This window comes from Halocola ammonii (assembly GCF_049334165.1).
In the GTDB taxonomy this organism is placed as follows: Bacteria; Bacteroidota; Bacteroidia; order Flavobacteriales_D; family Sanyastnellaceae; genus JBEGHD01.
Genome location: NZ_JBEGHD010000009.1, coordinates 38,697 through 57,533 on the forward strand (window position 1 = coordinate 38,697; position 18,837 = coordinate 57,533).

General features: G+C 43.5%; 16 protein-coding genes and 4 tRNA genes. 12 read left to right on the forward strand and 8 right to left on the reverse strand.

All coding sequences use genetic code 11. The annotated features are described in order from the left end of the window. Nucleotides 1-2 precede the first annotated feature (2 nt). On the reverse strand, nucleotides 3-1,376 hold the full coding sequence (locus ABHV44_RS10350) for a type IX secretion system plug protein (RefSeq protein WP_459074616.1): 1,374 nt from the start codon (nucleotides 1,374-1,376) through the stop codon (nucleotides 3-5). Between the two features lie 89 nt (nucleotides 1,377-1,465). Here ABHV44_RS10350 and ABHV44_RS10355 point away from each other — a divergent pair, with 89 nt between their 5' ends. From ABHV44_RS10355 to nqrF, 6 genes are read left to right on the forward strand one after another with little or no spacing between them, the layout of a single operon-like run. Next, nucleotides 1,466-2,821, forward strand: a complete 1,356-nt coding sequence (locus tag ABHV44_RS10355; RefSeq protein WP_459074617.1) for a Na(+)-translocating NADH-quinone reductase subunit A — start codon at nucleotides 1,466-1,468, stop codon at nucleotides 2,819-2,821. Nucleotides 2,822-2,831: 10 nt separating this feature from the next. Beyond that, complete coding sequence (locus tag ABHV44_RS10360; protein WP_459074618.1) at nucleotides 2,832-4,076, forward strand: NADH:ubiquinone reductase (Na(+)-transporting) subunit B; 1,245 nt, start codon at nucleotides 2,832-2,834, stop codon at nucleotides 4,074-4,076. A 15-nt stretch (nucleotides 4,077-4,091) separates the two neighbouring features. Continuing rightward, a complete protein-coding gene (gene nqrC / locus ABHV44_RS10365; protein WP_459074619.1) occupies nucleotides 4,092-4,835 on the forward strand; it encodes an NADH:ubiquinone reductase (Na(+)-transporting) subunit C in 744 nt (247 codons plus the stop codon). A gap of 9 nt (nucleotides 4,836-4,844) precedes the next feature. After that, entirely contained in the window at nucleotides 4,845-5,555 is a 711-nt protein-coding gene (locus ABHV44_RS10370) for an NADH:ubiquinone reductase (Na(+)-transporting) subunit D (RefSeq protein WP_459074620.1), read from the forward strand. 33 nt (nucleotides 5,556-5,588) lie between these two features. Next, a complete protein-coding gene (gene nqrE, locus ABHV44_RS10375; RefSeq protein ID WP_459074621.1) occupies nucleotides 5,589-6,203 on the forward strand; it encodes an NADH:ubiquinone reductase (Na(+)-transporting) subunit E in 615 nt (204 codons plus the stop codon). Between the two features lie 44 nt (nucleotides 6,204-6,247). Next, nucleotides 6,248-7,543 (forward strand): NADH:ubiquinone reductase (Na(+)-transporting) subunit F, encoded by a 1,296-nt coding sequence (nqrF, locus tag ABHV44_RS10380; RefSeq protein WP_459074622.1) that lies wholly within the window; start codon nucleotides 6,248-6,250, stop codon nucleotides 7,541-7,543. A 181-nt stretch (nucleotides 7,544-7,724) separates the two neighbouring features. Here nqrF and ABHV44_RS10385 read toward each other — a convergent pair whose 3' ends face one another. The 3 genes from ABHV44_RS10385 to ABHV44_RS10395 form a co-directional block, all read right to left on the reverse strand. Further along, nucleotides 7,725-9,596: an AAA domain-containing protein gene (locus tag ABHV44_RS10385; protein ID WP_459074623.1), complete on the reverse strand. Its 1,872-nt coding sequence runs from the start codon at nucleotides 9,594-9,596 to the stop codon at nucleotides 7,725-7,727. 95 nt (nucleotides 9,597-9,691) lie between these two features. After that, nucleotides 9,692-12,184 carry a T9SS type B sorting domain-containing protein gene (locus tag ABHV44_RS10390; RefSeq protein ID WP_459074624.1) on the reverse strand — a complete coding sequence of 831 codons (2,493 nt, stop codon included), beginning with the start codon at nucleotides 12,182-12,184 and terminating at the stop codon, nucleotides 9,692-9,694. A gap of 63 nt (nucleotides 12,185-12,247) precedes the next feature. Continuing rightward, the gene (locus ABHV44_RS10395; protein WP_459074625.1) at nucleotides 12,248-12,673 is read right to left on the reverse strand and encodes a hypothetical protein; all 426 of its coding nucleotides are present in this window, start codon (nucleotides 12,671-12,673) and stop codon (nucleotides 12,248-12,250) included. 123 nt (nucleotides 12,674-12,796) lie between these two features. On the opposite strand from ABHV44_RS10395, the gene ABHV44_RS10400 reads away from it, so the two are divergent. The 5 genes from ABHV44_RS10400 to ABHV44_RS10420 all read left to right on the forward strand — a co-directional run bounded on the left by ABHV44_RS10400 (nucleotide 12,797) and on the right by ABHV44_RS10420 (nucleotide 15,909). Beyond that, nucleotides 12,797-13,960, forward strand: coding sequence for a hypothetical protein (locus ABHV44_RS10400; protein ID WP_459074626.1), 1,164 nt, complete (start codon nucleotides 12,797-12,799; stop codon nucleotides 13,958-13,960). Between the two features lie 103 nt (nucleotides 13,961-14,063). Then, a tRNA-Lys gene (locus ABHV44_RS10405) sits at nucleotides 14,064-14,136 on the forward strand. Between the two features lie 132 nt (nucleotides 14,137-14,268). Further along, nucleotides 14,269-14,351 (forward strand) — tRNA-Leu (locus ABHV44_RS10410). A 172-nt stretch (nucleotides 14,352-14,523) separates the two neighbouring features. Further along, a tRNA-Leu gene (locus ABHV44_RS10415) sits at nucleotides 14,524-14,605 on the forward strand. A gap of 176 nt (nucleotides 14,606-14,781) precedes the next feature. Beyond that, nucleotides 14,782-15,909, forward strand: coding sequence for a M14 family metallopeptidase (locus tag ABHV44_RS10420; protein ID WP_459074627.1), 1,128 nt, complete (start codon nucleotides 14,782-14,784; stop codon nucleotides 15,907-15,909). 335 nt (nucleotides 15,910-16,244) lie between these two features. Here the strand turns inward: ABHV44_RS10420 and ABHV44_RS10425 are convergent. Next, a tRNA-Met gene (locus tag ABHV44_RS10425) sits at nucleotides 16,245-16,318 on the reverse strand. A gap of 196 nt (nucleotides 16,319-16,514) precedes the next feature. Here ABHV44_RS10425 and ABHV44_RS10430 point away from each other — a divergent pair. Further along, nucleotides 16,515-16,904, forward strand: a complete 390-nt coding sequence (locus ABHV44_RS10430) for an START-like domain-containing protein (RefSeq protein WP_459074628.1) — start codon at nucleotides 16,515-16,517, stop codon at nucleotides 16,902-16,904. Here ABHV44_RS10430 and ABHV44_RS10435 read toward each other — a convergent pair whose 3' ends face one another. The 3 genes from ABHV44_RS10435 to ABHV44_RS10445 are packed head-to-tail and all read right to left on the reverse strand — an operon-like array spanning nucleotide 16,905 to nucleotide 18,819. Continuing rightward, nucleotides 16,905-17,609: a tRNA1(Val) (adenine(37)-N6)-methyltransferase gene (locus tag ABHV44_RS10435; RefSeq protein WP_459074629.1), complete on the reverse strand. Its 705-nt coding sequence runs from the start codon at nucleotides 17,607-17,609 to the stop codon at nucleotides 16,905-16,907. Continuing rightward, nucleotides 17,606-18,226, reverse strand: coding sequence for a hypothetical protein (locus ABHV44_RS10440; protein ID WP_459074630.1), 621 nt, complete (start codon nucleotides 18,224-18,226; stop codon nucleotides 17,606-17,608). Before ABHV44_RS10440 ends, ABHV44_RS10435 begins: the two co-directional genes overlap by 4 nt. After that, nucleotides 18,223-18,819, reverse strand: coding sequence for an acyltransferase (locus tag ABHV44_RS10445; protein ID WP_459074631.1), 597 nt, complete (start codon nucleotides 18,817-18,819; stop codon nucleotides 18,223-18,225). The genes ABHV44_RS10440 and ABHV44_RS10445 overlap by 4 nt, the downstream gene beginning before the upstream one ends. Nucleotides 18,820-18,837 lie beyond the last annotated feature (18 nt).

Genomic DNA, 18,837 nt, shown 5'->3' on the forward strand with positions numbered 1-18,837 from the left:
GTCTAATTTTCAAAGGCATCGATGAAAGCTGCGCCCACTACCCGATCGTAGTCAAGAGCCATTTCTTTATTGTAAAGAAAAATGGTGTATTCGTTTTGCGCCTGATAGTGTGAGCCTTCTGCAGGCCTCAGATCACCGTAGTTCTCGCCTTCTGAAAGCATGATGTACTGGTAGTTGTAGTAGCCTTGTTTGAGTAAAAGCGTTGCCTTGTATGCTTTCTCCTGATGATCGTATTTCATTCGGAATTCTTTCCGGTAATTAAAATTTGACAAACCACCGAAAATGTAGAAATCGGTTTTAGGCACGTTCGTTTCGTAGGGCAAAGTAAAGTGTACGTTTACGTAGTGAGCTTCTGCACGATCGCTGGTTCCCATGTCATTTTTCACCAGGAACCTCCCGTTGATATCCGCCTTGGAGCGGTAAGGAGACCAACGCCTCACAGGATCCGGCAGCAAATAAGCGTGGTATTCTCCGTCAATTATTCTGATGCTGTCTACCTGAATAGTAGAGTACCTTAAGTTCTTCAGATCAAATTCTCGAAACTCGTTTCCACCGTCAAAAGTGGTTTCCACATCATAGTCATAAACCAGCTCTTGTTGTTTCACAAATTTGGGCTGAAGATTCATCACGGCATTGTCCCAGCGGTTGTTTTGCAAAACGCAGGCGCTCAACTCTGTATAAGGATTGTTAATAGGATAATCCTTGTGGTAAACGGTAAAGTCGACCTCCTGTTGATACTTTCTTTCGGAAACAACTGTTGGCTGCTTCACATTTGCTCCAATGTCCACCAGGCGTTCGTAAACGACAAACCGCTTTGTCAACACTGGCTTCTCTCGTTGTCCCTGTGGATAAACTACAAGCAAATAATTTCCAGACACATTCACTCCCATTTCCTGGTTTGGAAAAACGAGTTTATAATTGGTGTACTCTTCATATGTATTAAAGGAATACTCAAAATCTTCTATAGGTGCTTCTCGAAATCCTCTCAAATAGCGAGAAGGAAGCATGTCTGTTTCATACCAATTGGCATCGCAGTGAATGACTGTGTAGTAGTAATTTTTAAAATCCGCATCCATGTCGTCAAAAGAAAGCTCCACACCACCGGGAGTGCCAAGTTCAAAATATGGAGACGAAAGTGGATTTCCTTTTCCGTAAAGTTGATCCGTTCGAATATTGTCTACATATACCCAATCCTGAAACCGGATAGACTGGCTTTCCGAGACATAATCAGTATCGTCATTTGAACTCGAATTTGCTTGAGTTGAAGGCTCTAATGAGCCGCAGGAAAACAATGTGAAAAACAGTGCAAAAAACAGTAGACTAGGTAGTTTGAAACACTCGGATTTAAAGGGCTTGAGATTGTTGTTTAAAGTCATTCTAAATTGTGGATAAAGATTATCTTTGTCCCGCCATATGGTTAACAAATATTTATTTTTGCACTCCAAAAGTAACGCATTATCACAAGATGTCTACAACAGTAAGGATTAAAAAAGGTGCGGATATCAAGCTGGTTGGAGAAGCTGAAAAATCGCTCGAAAAAGCAGCACAATCTGATGTCTTCGCCATCAAGCCCCCAGACTTTCACGGACTTACTCCAAAATTGGACGTAAAGGAGGGCGATGAAGTTCAAGCCGGCAGTCCATTATTTCACGATAAGAAACGAGACAACATCATCTTTTGCTCACCAGTGAGTGGTGAAGTTGCAGAAGTGGTGCGCGGTGCAAAGCGCAGAATCATGGAGATTCGAGTGATTCCGGACAAGGAGCTGAAGTTCAAGGAATTTGGGGCAATCGACCCTAAGTCTGTAGATCGTGAAAAGCTGATTAACTCGATGTTGGAAGCTGGTCTTTGGCCTATGCTTCGTCAGCGTCCGTTCTCTGTAGTTGCCGATCCTGAAGATAAGCCAAGAGCTATTTTCATTTCCGGTTTCGATAGCAGTCCGCTTGCGCCAGACCCAGACTTCGTTATCCAGGACAATCAGGAGCTTTTTCAGCTCGGTTTGGATGCCATTGTAAAGTTGGCTGATGGTGCCCCAGTTCACCTAAACATCAAAAAGGGAACTTCTGCACTAAAAGACATGAAAGGTGTCACTGTGAACAGTGTTTCCGGTCCTCATCCAGCAGGCAATGTGGGTGTTCAAATCCACCACATTATGCCAATCAACAAAGGCGATGTGATGTGGTATCTCGATCCACAGGATGTGATCAACATCGGACGTTTCATGAAAACCGGAAAAACAGACCTTCGCAAGGTTGTAGCACTCACAGGTTCGGAGGTGAAAAATCCGAAGTATTACGAAATGCGGATGGGAAGTAATCTCAAAAACATTTTGAATGGCGCCCTCACCGAAGGCAACAATCGCATTATCAGTGGAAATGTCCTGAGCGGTACAAAAATCGCTGAAGATGGATTCCTAGGATTTTACAGCAATCAAATCACTGTAATTCCAGAAGGTGATGAACCACAATTTTTCCTCACGGAAGGGTGGCTGGCCCCGGGATTCAACAAATTCTCTCTTTCTCGTGCATTCCCATCCTGGCTCATGCCCGGAAAAAAATACAAGCTCGACACAAACAAAAATGGTGAAGAGCGTGCATATGTAATGACGGGTGAATACGAAAAAGTATTCCCGTTCGATATCTACCCGGTTCAGTTGATTAAGTCAATCATTGTGAATGACATTGAGTCGATGGAGAATCTCGGTATTTACGAAGTAGCACCGGAGGATTTCGCGCTCTGCGAATATTCTTGTACATCAAAAATTCAGGTGCAGAAGCTCGTGAGAGAAGGTCTCGATACTATTATGGAGGAATTTAAATAGATCAGAAGTAATGAAAGGACTTCACAAATTTCTTGAGAAAAACGTAAAGCCTCAATTTGAGGAAGGTGGAAAACTTGAAAAGTTTTATCCTGCCTACGATGCCCTGGAAACATTCGCTTTTGTTCCAGGACACACCACATCGTCTGATGGCGTTCACGTGAGAGACGGAATTGATCTCAAGCGTACAATGTTTACCGTTGTAATTGCACTCATCCCATGTTTGCTATTTGGAATCTGGAACACAGGTCACCAATATGCAATCAACCTCTCTGACGCTGGAATGGCGGCCTGGATAGGTGAAGGTAACTCCCCTACATTTTGGGACAAGTTCCTCTTCGGACTTCCATTGGTTCTACCGATTGTGATTGTTGCCTATGCTGTAGGTCTTGGTGTTGAGTTTCTCTTCGCCATTATCAATAAGCACCAGGTAAACGAAGGTTTCCTTGTTTCGGGGATGCTTATTCCTCTAATCATGCCAGTTGATATTCCTCTCTGGATGGTAGCAGTGGGAACAATCTTCGCTGTAGTTATCGGTAAAGAAGTATTTGGTGGAACGGGAATGAATATTTTGAACGTTGCCCTTACAGCTCGTGCATTTCTATTCTTTGCCTACCCTACCAAAATGTCGGGTAACGATGTTTGGATTCACACTGGTTACAGCTCTTCAAAAGCGAGTACAGAAGCAGGGACGATGGTTGACGGATTCACCGGAGCTACTCCCCTTGCCAACGCCTTCGAAGGTGCCATGGACTTGATTCCCTCTTTCCAGGCTTCTTTCATGGGCTGGATCCCAGGATCGATTGGGTCTACATCAGTTTTGATGATTTTGATTGGAGCAGCCATCCTACTTATCACAGGAATTGGAAGCTGGAGAATCATGCTTAGCGCTACCATTGGCGGTGCAATTATGGGGATGATCTTCAACTGGATTGGACCGGCTTATTTCCCAGACAACCTTTACCTTCAGATCCCGTGGTACCATCAGTTGGTTCTCGGAGGATTTGCTTTCGGTGTGGTGTTTATGGCCACCGATCCGGTGACTGCCTCACAGACCAAAGCAGGTAAAATCTGGTATGGATTATTCATTGGTATTTTGGCTATTTTGATCAGAACGGTGAACCCGGCCTACCCTGAAGGCATCATGCTGGCAATCCTGTTTATGAACGTAATGGCTCCAATGATCGATCACTACGTGGTTCAGGGAAATATCAAGAAGAGACAAAAACGTGCGAAGCTCGCTACTGCAGCTGCATAAAAATAAAAGAACGTTATGGCTATAAATAAGAACAGTACAGGATTTACGATACTCTTTGCCGTACTAATGGTGATAATTGTCGGAGGAATTCTATCGTTCACTGCAATGAAGCTGAAGCCAATGCAGGAGAAAAACGATCGAGTTAAAAAGATGGCCGACATCCTAAATGCACTTAAGCTCGATGCCGACAGATCCAATGCGGAAGAACTCTTTGAAGAGTACATCTCCAACACAATGGTATTGAACCACAAGGGTGAGCCAGTAGAAGGAGAACTCGAAGCCTTCGACATCAATGTTAGACAGCAATTCAGAGACAAGGCCCTGAGCGATGAAGAGAAATTCTACCCGCTCTACATGGCCGAATTGGATGGTAAGAAATATTATGTTGTACCGATGGTTGGAAAAGGACTTTGGGGACCGATTTGGGGATTTGTTTCTCTCGAATCTAACCTCAATGAAATTTACGGAGCCAGTTTCGACCACGAGGGAGAAACTCCAGGACTTGGTGCTGAAATCAACACAGATGCTTTCGAGTCACAGTTTGACGGAAAGGAGATCCTGAACGAAGAAGGAGAAATGGTTTCAGTTCTTGTTCGTAAAGGAGGAGCTCTCGAAGGAAACGACCACCAGGTAGATGGAATTACTGGAGGTACAATCACCAGTAACGGTGTTACTGAAATGCTGGACCGAACTTTCGGCCTATACAACCAGTACTTTAAAAATTTGAGATCAAACGGTCAGATGACCTCAATTGAATAAGAGAAGACTATGAGTACAGAAGCAAAAGAAGTAAAAGAGGAGGTTAAAAAACCAAAAGAACCTCTCTTCTCTAAGAAAAACAGAAAATTACTCACCGATCCGTTGGACGATTCTAACCCGATTACTGTTCAGGTACTCGGAATTTGTTCAGCTCTTGCGATTACCGTGCAGGTTCAGCAAGCGGTGATCATGTCACTCTCGGTGATTTTTGTGATGATTGGCGGTAACCTGATTGTTTCATGGTGTCGCAACATCATTCCAAGTAGAATTCGAATTATTGTACAGCTCATCGTAGTTGCCAGTTTGGTGATTATCGTTGATGAAGTCCTCAGTGCATTCCTGCCCGACATCTCCGAGAAGCTCTCGGTTTTCATCGGGTTGATTATTACGAACTGCATCATTATGGGACGACTAGAGGCTTTTGCCCTCGGTAACAAGGCCTGGCCTTCATTCCTCGATGCGATTGGAAACGCGATGGGTTATGCCTGGATTCTTCTTGCAGTAGCTGTTGTTCGTGAGATCTTCGGATCTGGAGCAATCAGCTTTCCAGGAGTTGGGCAATACACTTTCATTCCAGACTCATGGATGATTTCTGAAGGTGGGTTCTACATGAACAACAACATGATGATCCTCCCTCCTATGGCTCTTGTGACGGTAGGAATAATCATCTGGATTCAAAGAAGCAGAAACAAAAAATTGATTGAAGAAGAAAACGAATAAGCCATACGGCCTATTTAATAAAGACAATACAACATGGAACAGTTGAGTATTTTCGTTAAAGGGATTTTTGTGGAGAACATGATCTTCGCATATTTCCTCGGGATGTGTTCTTACCTGGCAGTATCTAAAACTGTAAAAACAGGTGTCGGATTGGGATTTGCTGTGGTTTTCGTTCTCGGAATCACAGTTCCAATCAACTACCTTCTTGAAAACTACGTTCTCAAGGAAGGAGCACTGACCTGGGTAGACCCTTCATTCGCCTCAGTTGATCTGAGCTTTTTGAGCTTTATCATGTTCATTGCTGTTATCGCGTCAATGGTGCAGCTGGTGGAGATGATTGTAGAAAAATTCGCACCTGCACTCTACGGTGCACTGGGAATCTTCCTCCCGCTTATCGCGGTAAACTGCTCTATTCTTGGTGGAGCACTTTTCATGCAGGAAAGACAGTACACTACTATTGGTGACGCTACAGTTTTCGGACTGGGTTCTGGAGTTGGTTGGCTTTTGGCAATTGTTGCCATTGCAGCAATTCGTGAAAAGATTCGCTATTCGAACGTTCCAGCTCCTTTGAGAGGACTAGGCATAACCTTCATTATCACAGGATTAATGGGGATCGCTTTCATGAGTTTCATGGGCTTTGAACTATAGTTGATAAGAGGCATTTTAAATAGAGAAAAGAATTTCAAAAAGATATGACTACTACAATTCTGGCTACAATCGCGGTTTTTATGGTAGTAACGCTACTCCTGGTTGCCGTTCTACTATTTGCCAAAGCCAAGCTCACTCCTAGCGGTGATGTGAAGTTGGTTATCAATGATGAAAAAACACTTGAGGTACCGGCTGGTAACACAGTTCTTTCTACTCTGGGTAACGAGCAGATATTTCTGCCTTCTGCCTGCGGTGGTGGTGGTACTTGCGCGATGTGTAAGTGTCAGGTGCTAGAAGGCGGAGGCGAAATCCTCCCGACCGAGGCTCCTTACTTTTCACGTAAAGAGATTGCCGACAATTGGAGATTAGGTTGTCAGGTGAAGATCAAAGATGACATGAAAATCCGCATTCCAGAGGAGATCTTTGGAATTAAGAAATGGGAATGCGAAGTGGTTTCTAACTACAACGTGGCTTCATTCATTAAAGAGTTTGTAGTGAAATTGCCGGAAGGCGAAAATCTCGACTTCGAAGCGGGTGGATACATTCAGATTGACGTTCCTCCTATTGAAGTAGACTTCAAAGACTTTGATATTACCTCTCACCCTGATCTAAAAAGAGATCCAATGGACTTTAAATCTGAGTGGGACAAGTTCGGATTGTGGGATTTGAAAATGAAGAACGATGAAGAAATCTTCAGAGCTTATTCCATGGCGAACCACCCAGCAGAGGGTAACATCATCATGCTGAATATTCGTATTGCGACTCCTCCGTGGGATCGCAACAAGGACAAGTGGATGGACGTGAACCCCGGAATTTGTTCTTCTTACGTATTCAGTCGCAAACCTGGTGACAAGGTGACTATTTCAGGACCTTATGGTGAGTTCTTCATCAAAGAAACTGACGCTGAGATGGTTTACATTGGTGGTGGTGCAGGAATGGCACCTATGCGTTCTCACCTCTTCCACCTCTTTCACACCTTGAAAACCGACAGAAAGGTTTCTTTCTGGTACGGTGGTCGTTCGAAGCGAGAGCTTTTCTACCTCGATCACTTCAGAGAAATTGAAAAGGAGTTTCCAAACTTCTCATTCCACGTGGTGCTCAGTGAGCCGCTGCCGGAAGATAATTGGAATGAGAAGAAAGATCTGGATGACGATGGAGATGGGTTTACCGGCTTCGTTCACCAGGCAGTGATCGACCACTACCTCAAGAAGCACGAAGCTCCAGAAGATATTGAGTTTTACTTCTGCGGACCTCCGCTGATGAACCAGGCCGTGCTTAAAATGTGCGATGAATGGGGAGTTCCGCCAGAGAATGTTTCCTTTGACGACTTCGGAGGATAGAACTTTCTCTGTAGCTTGCTATCAGCGTTCTGCTTGTTTTTGAAGCCAGTCATTTACTTTAGTAAACTCCTCGCTTCAAAAGCCTCGCAAGCCTTGATAACAAACTTCAGAGTTCAGTTCTCGCAGAATATCAGAATATATTTAAGCCGCATCGGAATTTTCCTTTGCGGCTTTTTTTGATTCAATACATAAACTCCCAGGCGCTGGTGTAAGCATCGTTCTTTTCACAGAACTCGATGAAATCTGCGTAGAATTTGTCCTGGCCTAGCGTGGCACTATCACCGATCAGCACAAGTTTCTTTTTCGCTCTGGTCATTGCTACGTTCATCCTTCGATAGTCTCTTAGAAAACCGATCTCACCATTGTGGTTGTTCCGAACCAGTGAAATGATAACCGTGTCCCTCTCCTGCCCTTGAAAGCTGTCGATTGTATTGATGGTTGTGTCTTCAGACTCAGATAACCGTTCCCTCAACAGCTTAACTTGCCCGCGATAAGGAGAAATAATGGCAAGGTTGAAGTCCTCACTAGTCTCGTATTTAAGTTGCTCAAGATATTTTTCCAGAATTTCGGCCTCTCCGAGATTGAACTTGCTTGCTCCTTCGCTACCGGATTTCTCCTCGAAACCACATCCGGCCGTATCGATAAATGTCAAAGGCTTCTCTGATCCATTCAAGACTCTATTTTTCACAGATTCGTGAGCGCTTAATTCATTGTTGTAGAATTTCTCATTGGAAAAAGCCATGATCTGATCATTCATTCGGTATTGAATTTTCAACAACTGAACTCGTTCCTGTCGGTTTACAGCCTTCTCGAGAAGCGTCTCGTTAAGACCATCTCTTCCAGCTTCGTGGTTCTTCACCGTTGGAGGCAGTTGGAGAGGATCACCAGCCAGCACAACCTTCTTGCTTTTTAAAATCGGTACCCAGGTAGCAGGTTCTAGCCCCTGCCCTGCTTCATCGATCACAACCACATCAAACTTCCTATCTCGAATCGACCAGTGCGTTGCTCCGATCAAGGTTGTAGTGATAACATTGGCTTCGTTCAGTGTCTTTTCCACCAGGTAATCTTCGATGTCTGCCGCTTGTTTAAGCAGGTCTTTGGCTTCCTTGTAAAGCGCATTTCGTTGATCTCGTTCTGACTTTCCAAAGTTTCGCTTGTACTTACCAGCCATTCTGCGAAATTCAATCGCCTTTTTCTTGAACTCTCTCACAGATTTGTACTCCTTGTCATCTCGAATGATCATCTCCAGGGTTCTATCTGCAACATCATCATCAATCCTTGAAAGGTTGCCAACGCGCACAACGGACAATTCATTTCCATCAGATAAAAGCCTGGTAAGGTGGTCAACGGAGGCATTGCTCGGAGCACAAACCAAGACGGATAAATCGCGTCTTGCCAGTTCTCTAACAAGAGCGTTCAGAGTTGTAGATTTTCCGGTTCCAGGCGGTCCATGGATTACTGCAATATCTTCTGCTTCGAGAGCTGTTTTCACGGCTTCGTTTTGCGACTGGTTGAGCGATTCTTGAAAAACATAGCTTACATTTTGCCATTTGGCTGGAGACTCTCCCAGAATAATGTCGCGCAAATCAGCTTCCCTTCCACGTTCCGCGCTAATCAAAATGCCGAGAGCACGCTCCATTTCTTCGTAGGTCTTAGTGTCGAAAAGAGCATTGAGACCAATTTTTTCTTCGCGAATCCAGCTGGGAAGATCGTCTTTGTAAAATGTGACCTTTATTCGCTGTTCGTCTACAAAATTGATTACTCCCTGCGCTTCATTATCTTCTTCGTCAGTGCTAAAAATAGAAACAGGACTACCTGTTTGAAAATGATGAGGCTGCCTGTCATTCACATTTCTTTCGACAACTATGAAGGGATAGCTGCCCAGTCCAAAACCAGTATTTACAACCTTCACGGGATACCAACTCAGCCCACTTTCCTTTCGCTCCTGAATTGGCGACTCTTTCACAATTTTGATGTATTGCTCTAGATCAGTTTGCTTTTCTTTTCGCAGGAGCTCTCCAACTCGCATCAACTCATCGACAGACTTTTTCATACACTCACTTGAATTTTAGAATTGATGATAATACCAAAAAAAACACCGCTCTCTATCAGAAAGCGGTGTTTTCTATTCGATCTAAATATTATCTCTTATCGCACAAGTGTAATGTAACCGGCAATATCTTCATCGAGCGTAGTTTGCAAGATGTAATAGTAGGTACCTTCGGGAAGATCACTAGGTGACCAGTCGTTTTGGTAACTCGTAGAAGAATAAACTTCTCTTCCCCATCTATTTTTCACAATCAAGGTAGATCCATTCGGATAATCCAACAAACCTTCAAAAACCAGTGCATCGTTGATGTTATCACCGTTTGGCGAGAAAATGTTTGGCACATTAATGCTACAGCCATTGATTTCGATAAGCGCAGTTACCGGTTGGATTGCTGAGCACTGATCAGCTATCAGGATTTGGAAAACTCCAGCATTATTAGTTGGGAAGTTTGGTTGTGTAGGGTCTTCGAACTCCAACAAGTCTGAAGTAAGGAAGAAATTCCCTGAACCTCCTGAAATATTCAATTGTCCACCCGAACCAACGCATAGCACTTCATTATCAACAGAAAGTGGCTCTGGCAGGTTGACCGGAACTTCAATTTCCTGAGTGATCGTTTCACACTGATCACTAACTGCGATCTCGTAAACCGTAGAAGTTTGAGGGTTTACATTGGCAACAGAGTCCACACTAAAGACAGTAGTGAGATTCAGGTCGGTCCACTCGTATGTGTAACCTGGGAATCCGCCTTCAGCCACAACACTGAGTTGTATTGGATCTCCAGGGCAGTCACTTTCACCTATCACTTCTACATCCATCACAAGAGGGTCTTCATCATTGACCTCCACAGTAATCGTATCCTGCGTTATGCACTCAGGAATACCGTTTGGGTGAGTCAAAAAGATGAAATCAGTGGTAGCGTCAAAACCTGTAGCTACCGTAGTTTGAGCATTTACAGGGTTCACCAAGTCAGTTGGTGACCACTCAAAAAAGTATCCGTCAAATGCATCGTTCTCATTGAGAAGGTCAGCAGTGAGAGTAACTTCATCCCCGCAAAGGGCAGTTTCGCCATTTAACTCAACTTCTGGACGATCTTCAATTTGAACAGTTACAGTGTCAGAATAAGTACAACCAAAGTTGTCAACTCCATTAAACATGTAGTTGTAAGTTCCCGGTTGATCGTGGTTGACGGTAACATCGTTGCAATTTCCAGTTCCTGGTACTGGCTCCCCATCAAGTGTCCAAAATGTAGAATCACAATCCTCTCCAAAAGTTGGAGTGAATGTGATCAATTCTGCGAACATCGAAGGGTCGAAGTTCATGGTCCAGTCGAAAATGAAACCGTTATCGGCCGCCCAAGAGTCACAAATTTCGATTTCCCAGGTACCGTTGAGTGGGCAACCTTCAAGCAAGCTCCAATCCTGGGTTGACGAATATGTACCCGAAGGCAGTGTAGTCACCCCTGTCGATTCATCAGCCCAACTTCCATTAGTCGCATCAGGTGCCCAGTAATAATCGTAGCCCACACCGGGAGTGTCGCTTCCATCATCAATTGGCTCACCGAGAAAAGTCCCTCCACCACCTTGCTGGTGCAATGCCATTGATTGGCCATTTGGACAGATCAATGTAATGGTGAGGTCTCCCATGAATGAGTGCTCAAAGTTGATGAAGATATTTTCAATGTCATTAGGTGAACTAATAGTTCCACCGGCAATAAGACTATTAAAAGTGATATCATTTTGAAAGCATTGCGTTTGATCATCAGGAATGAACAGTGCTCCTCCAAAGTCGATATCCGGAGTACCGTCCCAGGTCACTCCAGTAACTACTCCGTTCAGGTCTATCTCTTGAGCAGTACACCCCAAAACACCTGGAGTTGTTCCCTCGAATGAAGGAGGCGTACTCACCAAAATAATTCTCTCTGTGAGATTGTTATTCGAACATTCGTTGTCATCCGTGATGAACAAGTTCACTTTGTAATCTCCCGGAGAATCATAAGAGTGGTCCTGAACGATACCTCCTGTTGAAGTCTCAGTTCCATCTCCCCAGTTCCAGGTGTATGATTCTAACTGTTGCCCTTCAGCATATTCTGAATTCGAGCCATCAAAAGTAATAGGTTCATCAACGCAAACTCTAATCGTATCTGTAGGATCCTCGCTGGTCTCTACAATTGCAAAAGGTCGTTCACATGGTGGGCCACAACTGATTTCAGCAACAAAATTCCCCACGTCAGAGGCGTCTGAAGTGAAGTGAACTGTAAGACAACCCGATGTCGAAGTAATGTTGTCGGCTTGCGCATCAGTGTCAGAAAAACTTCCAAGCAATGGAGCCGAAGTATCATCTCCATCATAAATAGAGAGTACGTCTCCTTCGCCTAAATCAAAAAGGTTGAAGTATAGGTTGATGATGGTGTCTGGCGCTACTGGACAAATAGTCATCGTGAAATCCTCGTTATTACTGTAGTCCGAGGCACTCAATCCAGAGTCCACTAAAAATCCACCACACTGTTCGATGGTTCCGTTTGTGATACCAGTTTCTTGTCCGTAACCACTCAGACAAAGCAGCATCGCAAACGCAAATAAAATTCGTTTCATTCTTATTTTTCTTCTATTCCTAATTCCTATTCGTGCAATTAACCTAAAGTAAGAGAGTCGACCTTATTGCTTATTCGTCATGTATCGTTCGAAAAGCACATCAAAACGTAGATTTGAGTAAATCATGACTACCTTTCCTGTGTCTCCTAACTTAAAGTATTGAATTTCTTTGTCTTTCAACTCAATATCGTAAAGAAGAGGATTGAAGGTTTCTGGATCAAAGTTGTCAGATGTTAGCACTGGCACGTTTTCAAACTTAGGTTCGATTGTAGAGATGTCGTCAAAAGATTGCCAGTTTTTGGCATCCGCGTTGTAAACGAAAACTTCATCAGCATAAAAGTTCCAGTACTCGAGTTGATTGGGATCGTTTTCTTTGAGTTCCGTTATTTTTTCAGCTGAAAAAGCAGCCTGAACTTTTTCTGATGCCGTTTGAGACATTGCTACTGAACTGATTAGCAAAAAGCTCGCAATAATGATAAAATTCTTCATGAGTGATCTTTTAATTTGAACTTCGATTTCTTGATGTATTGACACAACTCCGGTTCTGATAGTTGTATTGGATGCAAAGGTAATGGTCTAAAAATTTATTTTCGCATCAAATTGGAGTAAGGCATGGACATTATACAAGTCGCAAATCGAAAATCAGAAAAAGAATTTTTTGAACTACCCTGGTTCATTTATGCCAATGATCCTAATTGGATCCCTCATTTGGTGCAAGATGAGAAGAAGGTTTTCGATCCCAGTAAAAACAAAATGTTTAGACATGGGACTGCCAACCGTTGGATTCTCAAAAGTGAAGAAGGTAAAGTAGTAGGTCGCATTGCCGCTTTCGTGAACAAGAAATACTCGAAATCGATGAAGCAGCCTACTGGCGGTATTGGTTTTTTTGAATGTATTGATGATCAGGAAGCCGCTAATCATCTCTTCGACACCGCCAAAAGTTGGTTAGAAGGTCAGGGAATGGAAGCAGTGGATGGTCCGATCAACTTCGGGGAGAAAAACATGTTCTGGGGACTGCTTATCGAAAATTTCACCTCTCCCAATAGCTATGGGATGAATTACCATCCACCCTATTATAAAAGGCTCTTTGAAAATTACGGTTTTAAAGTTTACTACAACCAATTAGTTTACAAGCGCGATCTGCTTATCCCTGCGCAGGAAATATTTGTGAGAAAGTACAAAGCTTTAATGGCCGATCCGGAGTTTAGCGTAGGCGATATTAGAGGTAAAGACCTTGAAACTGTAGCTGAGGATTTTAGAACAGTCTATAATAATGCCTGGGCCGGAGCTCATGGATTCAAAGAGATGAGCGCATTACAGGCCAAAAAAGTCATGCAGAGCTTAAAGCCGATAATCGATAAAAAGATCATCGTATTTGCCTACCACAATCAAAAGCCCATCGCATTCTATGTCAACATACCTGAGTTGAATGAAATCTTTAAACACGTAAACGGCAATCTTAACTTGTGGGGAAAACTCATTTTTCTTTATCACAAATTGAAGAAAACACCGACCACCATGGTCGGAATTGTTTTCGGTGTAGATCGCGATTACCATGGGAAAGGTGTTGAAGGCGCCTTAATAGCCTGGGCCGGAGATAATCTTGTACCCAACTCCAACTACACTGAAACCATTTTAACCTGGATCGGAGATTTTAATCCAAAAATGATGCACGTAGCCGAAAATCTCGGTGCTGAAGTTTTTCGAAAACTTGCAACGTATCGCTACCTCTTCGACCGAGAAAAACCATTTGAGAGAATCCCGTTGAACAAATAATGGCAAGGCTTTTAGAGGTTTATAAATTCATTGATTTTTATTTCCCTTTTCCTTTGGATAATTCTAAAAGACTCCATTATATTTGCACCCGCAAAAACGAAACGATTCCGTAGCTCAGTTGGTAGAGCATCTCCCTTTTAAGGAGAGGGTCCTGGGTTCGAGCCCCAGCGGGATCACAGCTAAAGAGGCAGTTGAGATGAACAGTTTTGGCTGCCTCTTTTTTACTTTAAAGTTCTTTTTTTTATTGATTGACTTTGACAAAAAATGAGCATCTGCCAATTGATGTTCATTACTCAATTCTATAATATGCCCAGGTGGTGAAATTGGTAAACACGCCATCTTGAGGGGGTGGTGCACTCTGTGCTTGCTGGTTCGAGTCCAGTCCTGGGCACTTTTTATTCATAAGGATTAACTTTAATCTCTAACTTGGTTAAGAGAAGAAGTGATAAAACGAGGACGAGATGCCTGTCCTGATGTCACCCTGAACTTGATTCAGGGTTGATTCAGGAAGTCCAGTCCTGGGCACTTTTTTCTTCATTTCAAAAGTCAATCAGATATTCAATGCCCAGGTGGTGAAATTGGTAGACACGCTGTCTTCAGGCGGCAGTGGCGCAAGCCATGCTGGTTCGAGTCCAGTCCTGGGCACTTTCAAATAATTTCATTCGAGCACTGTTTAGCAGTGCTTTTTTGTTTGGTCAAATCTGCTTCTCTTCTCTCCTACTTTTTTCCCCAGCTTCTGAATTTGATCGTCTAATCCTTCTCGACCAACAATGAGGAACTTATATTTGCACGATCGAACACCAACAACAAACATTTTTCCGATGACTATAAATTCAAAATTTGACAGTGGTAACATCATCGTTGTAGATGACTCCAATCCTCAAAATATCCAACTCGAAATCCGCAAAGACACTAATTCGGATTTCATGCAATGGTTTCATTTCAATGTGGCAGATGCAAAGGGAAAGGATCTCAAGCTGAAAATTGTAAATGCCAACGAGGCCAGCTACAAGAAAGGTTTTGAAGACTACAACGCTTGCGCCAGCTATGATCAAAAATATTGGTTTAGAGTTCCTACCACTTACAATGATGGAGTACTAACCATTGAACACACGCCCGAAACGGAATCAGTGAGCTACGCTTACTTTGCCCCCTACAGCTACGAGATGCACCAAAATCTAATTTCTGCGGCTCGTCAGGCACCCAACTGCAGAAGCGAAGTGATCGGGCAAACTGTGGAAGGCAGAAATATCGATATGCTTATTGCCGGAAAGCCCGGAGAAGACAAAAAGACTATTTGGGTGATTGCCAGACAACACCCTGGAGAAAGTATGGCATCCTGGTTTATGCAAGGCTTCATCTTAAAGCTGCTCGATCCATTTGATCCTGTTGGAAGAAAAATTCTGGAGAATGCAGTGGTTTACATGGTTCCACACATGAACCCAGACGGAGCAATTGCTGGCAACCTCAGGTCGAACCTCGCAGGAGCAAATCTAAATCGTGAGTGGGAAAGCCCGACTTTAGAACGCAGTCCGGAAGTTTACCACGTGCGCAACAAGATGGATGAAACGGGAATCGATTTATTCCTCGATATTCACGGTGATGAAGAGCTGCCGTACAACTTTGTGGCTGGAAACGAAGGAAATCCAAACTACTCCGACCGATTAAGAGGGCTTGAAGATGAATTCAAAAAACTATGGATGGCTGCAAGTCCTGATTTTCAGGACACTCACGGTTACCCAAAGGACGAGCCCAAGCAAGGTAATATGACTGTGGCTACAAATCAAGTTGGCCATCGATTCGATTGCCTCGCCTACACCATCGAGATGCCTTTTAAAGACAATGCCGATATGCCTGATGAGGAAGTTGGCTGGTCTGCAGAAAGGTCCGAAATCCTCGGGGAAGGAATTCTACTACCTGTGATGCAGATTTTGGATAAGGTGAGGTAGGAAGTAGGTTTCTCTTGTAGAGATTCTGGTCTGGGCTTTATGGTGTGAATCTTTGCTGTTTTGTGAGATGGACTGAGTTAAGATTGAAATAATGTGGAGATAAAGCTGTGGCCGCTACTAATTTGCTCTCTCAAACATGTAAAACCCCAAGGCAGCAGATAGCTTTTTAGTATAAAAAGGTATTCCAGAACAAGCCCCACAACTTTATCTCACCTTCGCGCAGCGATGGCATGCAACCGCATTATTTCAATAACCGAAGGCAGATGTAAAAACCAAAATGCCACCAACTAAAAAACCCTCACCGTCTTCGTTGACAGTAAGGGTTTCCTTTTTTGTAGCGGGACCGAGACTTGAACTCGGGACCTCATGATTATGAATCATGCGCTCTAACCAGCTGAGCTATCCCGCCATATTGCAATCGCTTTTCTGAATTGCGGGCGCAAATATAGAAGTTTTTTTTATCCAACGAAACAACATTGGTTTAGCCTTTTTCCTTCTTCAGTTTTTTCTTTATTTGCCGCTGATTTGCAGCTTTTTAAAAATCGAAATCAAGTAGCAAATATTTTCTATATTGTGACAGCACTATAACGCTAACAAATCAAGCGATGGACAAAGAAAAATACACTCTCGAATTCCTCATAAATGCTTCCAGTAAAATCATTTACAACTGCCTCACCTCACCTAGTGGATTGTCGGAATGGTTTGCAGATGACGTAAATATTCGCAACGACATTTACACTTTTAAATGGGACGGTAGTGAAGAAGATGCCAGACTGCTCAACAAAAAAAGAGACGAATTTGCTCGCTATATCTGGCTGGCTGATGAGGAAGAAGGAAACGATGTGTTTTTCGAAATGAGAATCAAAATCGATGACCTCACTGGTGAACTTGCCTTAATCATTACTGATTTTGCCGAAGAGGATGAACTCGAAGAAGCTAAAATGCTTTGGGAAAGTCAAATAGACAGTCTGAAGCAAGCTCTCGGATCTAGCTAATTAAAGGTAAAAAGCCTCGGTCTGTTTTAGAAATTGCTCAGTGTAAGCACTGTTTTCATTGTAGACGGTTAGCGAATTTCTTCGTTCAGACCTTACTGAATCACTTCTGGTAAAAGTCATCATAACACGACTCGAGGGTTTTCCGTGAATTGGAATCAATTCAGTGGTTTCAATAACTTCTCCATAACCGTTTTCGCTGCAAAGACCTTTCAACTCATTTTCGAAACGTGCAGGAATGATTACCGAGAACATCCCTTCAGGAGAGACCTTTTTTGCGCCTTCGACCAAATTTTTGAGAGATAATGCATGGGTGTTGCGAGCGAGTTTCCGTCTACTGCTGGAATACTGATGTGTAGTTGAATAATAAGGTGGATTGCTCACCACCAGGTCGTACTTTCCAGATGGTTCGAAGTCTTTAAAATCACCTTCGATTAATTTAAGCCTTTCACTCCAGAGTGAATTCGAAAAGTTTTCTCGAGCTCGCTCGGCAGCCGTTGGTTCAATTTCGATCGCATCGATGTGAGCCTCTGGAAATCGCTGTGCAAGCATCAAGCTTAGCAGACCACTACCCGCTCCCACATCCAGAATTTTGGCACATCCGGTGGCATTTACCCATGAGCCGAAGACAATGCCATCGGTGCTAATCTTCATTCCGCAATCAGACTGATCGAGGTCAAATTGCTTAAACCTAAAAATGTTGTTCATGAAGTTTGTCGATAGATCCTGACGATGCGATAAGGCGACTTTTCACCGACATTCCTGAAATGAATTTCTTCGAGCTTTCCAGATTCATCAAAGTAATAGTCGCGAACTTCAACAGGCGCATTTTGATCGTTGAAGAGTGTTTCTCTCCGAAATGAATTTCCATTTTTGAAATGATCGACCCTTGAAATGGGAGAGAAATTATCTCCGCTGAGAGTTGATCTCGTTTCTTTCACTAGCACACCATCTTCGTAATCGAAAACAAACCGGCCGGGCCATTGAGGAACTGTGTCCATGGCTACCCACTGGTAGATTCCAAACTTTCTGTAGACTGGCCTAAAAAGCACATCAGCAGTGTCGTTGCCAAACTGTTGCGAAACCATTTTTCCGGAACGGTATTTCCATCTTTTCCAGTGTTTTTCTTCACCGCAGTAGCCGAGCCATTCTTGCTTGTATTTGCGGCCTTCCGAATCTAGGTAGCGTTTGCTCCACAAACAGCTGTCGCTCATCGTTGAGTCCGCTTCGAGATCGAAAGAATAAAAAAGCTCGGTGGTTTGTGCGTGAGTTGAAAAGGTCAGATGACCTAAGCCAAGTAAAATTGTCGCTGTTAAATGCTTCATCCTTTTTTGATGTTATTCCATGTTTCGTACAACGACTCCTGCTTTGGTCGATCTGCAGGCATTTCGCGAAGCGGCTCGCATTCTTTGAGCGAAGCGTAAAGATCACCCGGAAGTGCCTGGTAGAGAGCTGTACCTTTCGTTTTCCAGTCGATCATTTCATCGCTCACTTTCTTGATCACTTTTCCGGGATTACCCACCACCAAACTCCTTTTCTCAATTCTTGTGTTGGCAGCGATGAAAGCCAGGGCTCCAACGATGCATTCATCTTCAATCACCACATCGTCCATCACCACAGCGTTCATTCCGATCAGGCAGTTTTTGCCAATTTCGGCTCCATGGATTATGGCTCCATGACCGATATGTGCACTTTCATGCAATCGAACTGTCACCCCGGGAAACATGTGGATCGTGCAGTTTTCCTGAACGTTGCAGCCGTCCTCGATGATGATTTCACCCCAGTCGCCACGAATTGCCGCTCCGGGTCCAACGTACACGTCTTTGCCGATTACAACATTTCCCGTAACAGCAGCCTGTGGATGCACAAAGGCCGATGGGTGAACGACTGGTTTAAAACCTTTGAATTCGTAAATCATTACTTCAATGTTTGAATT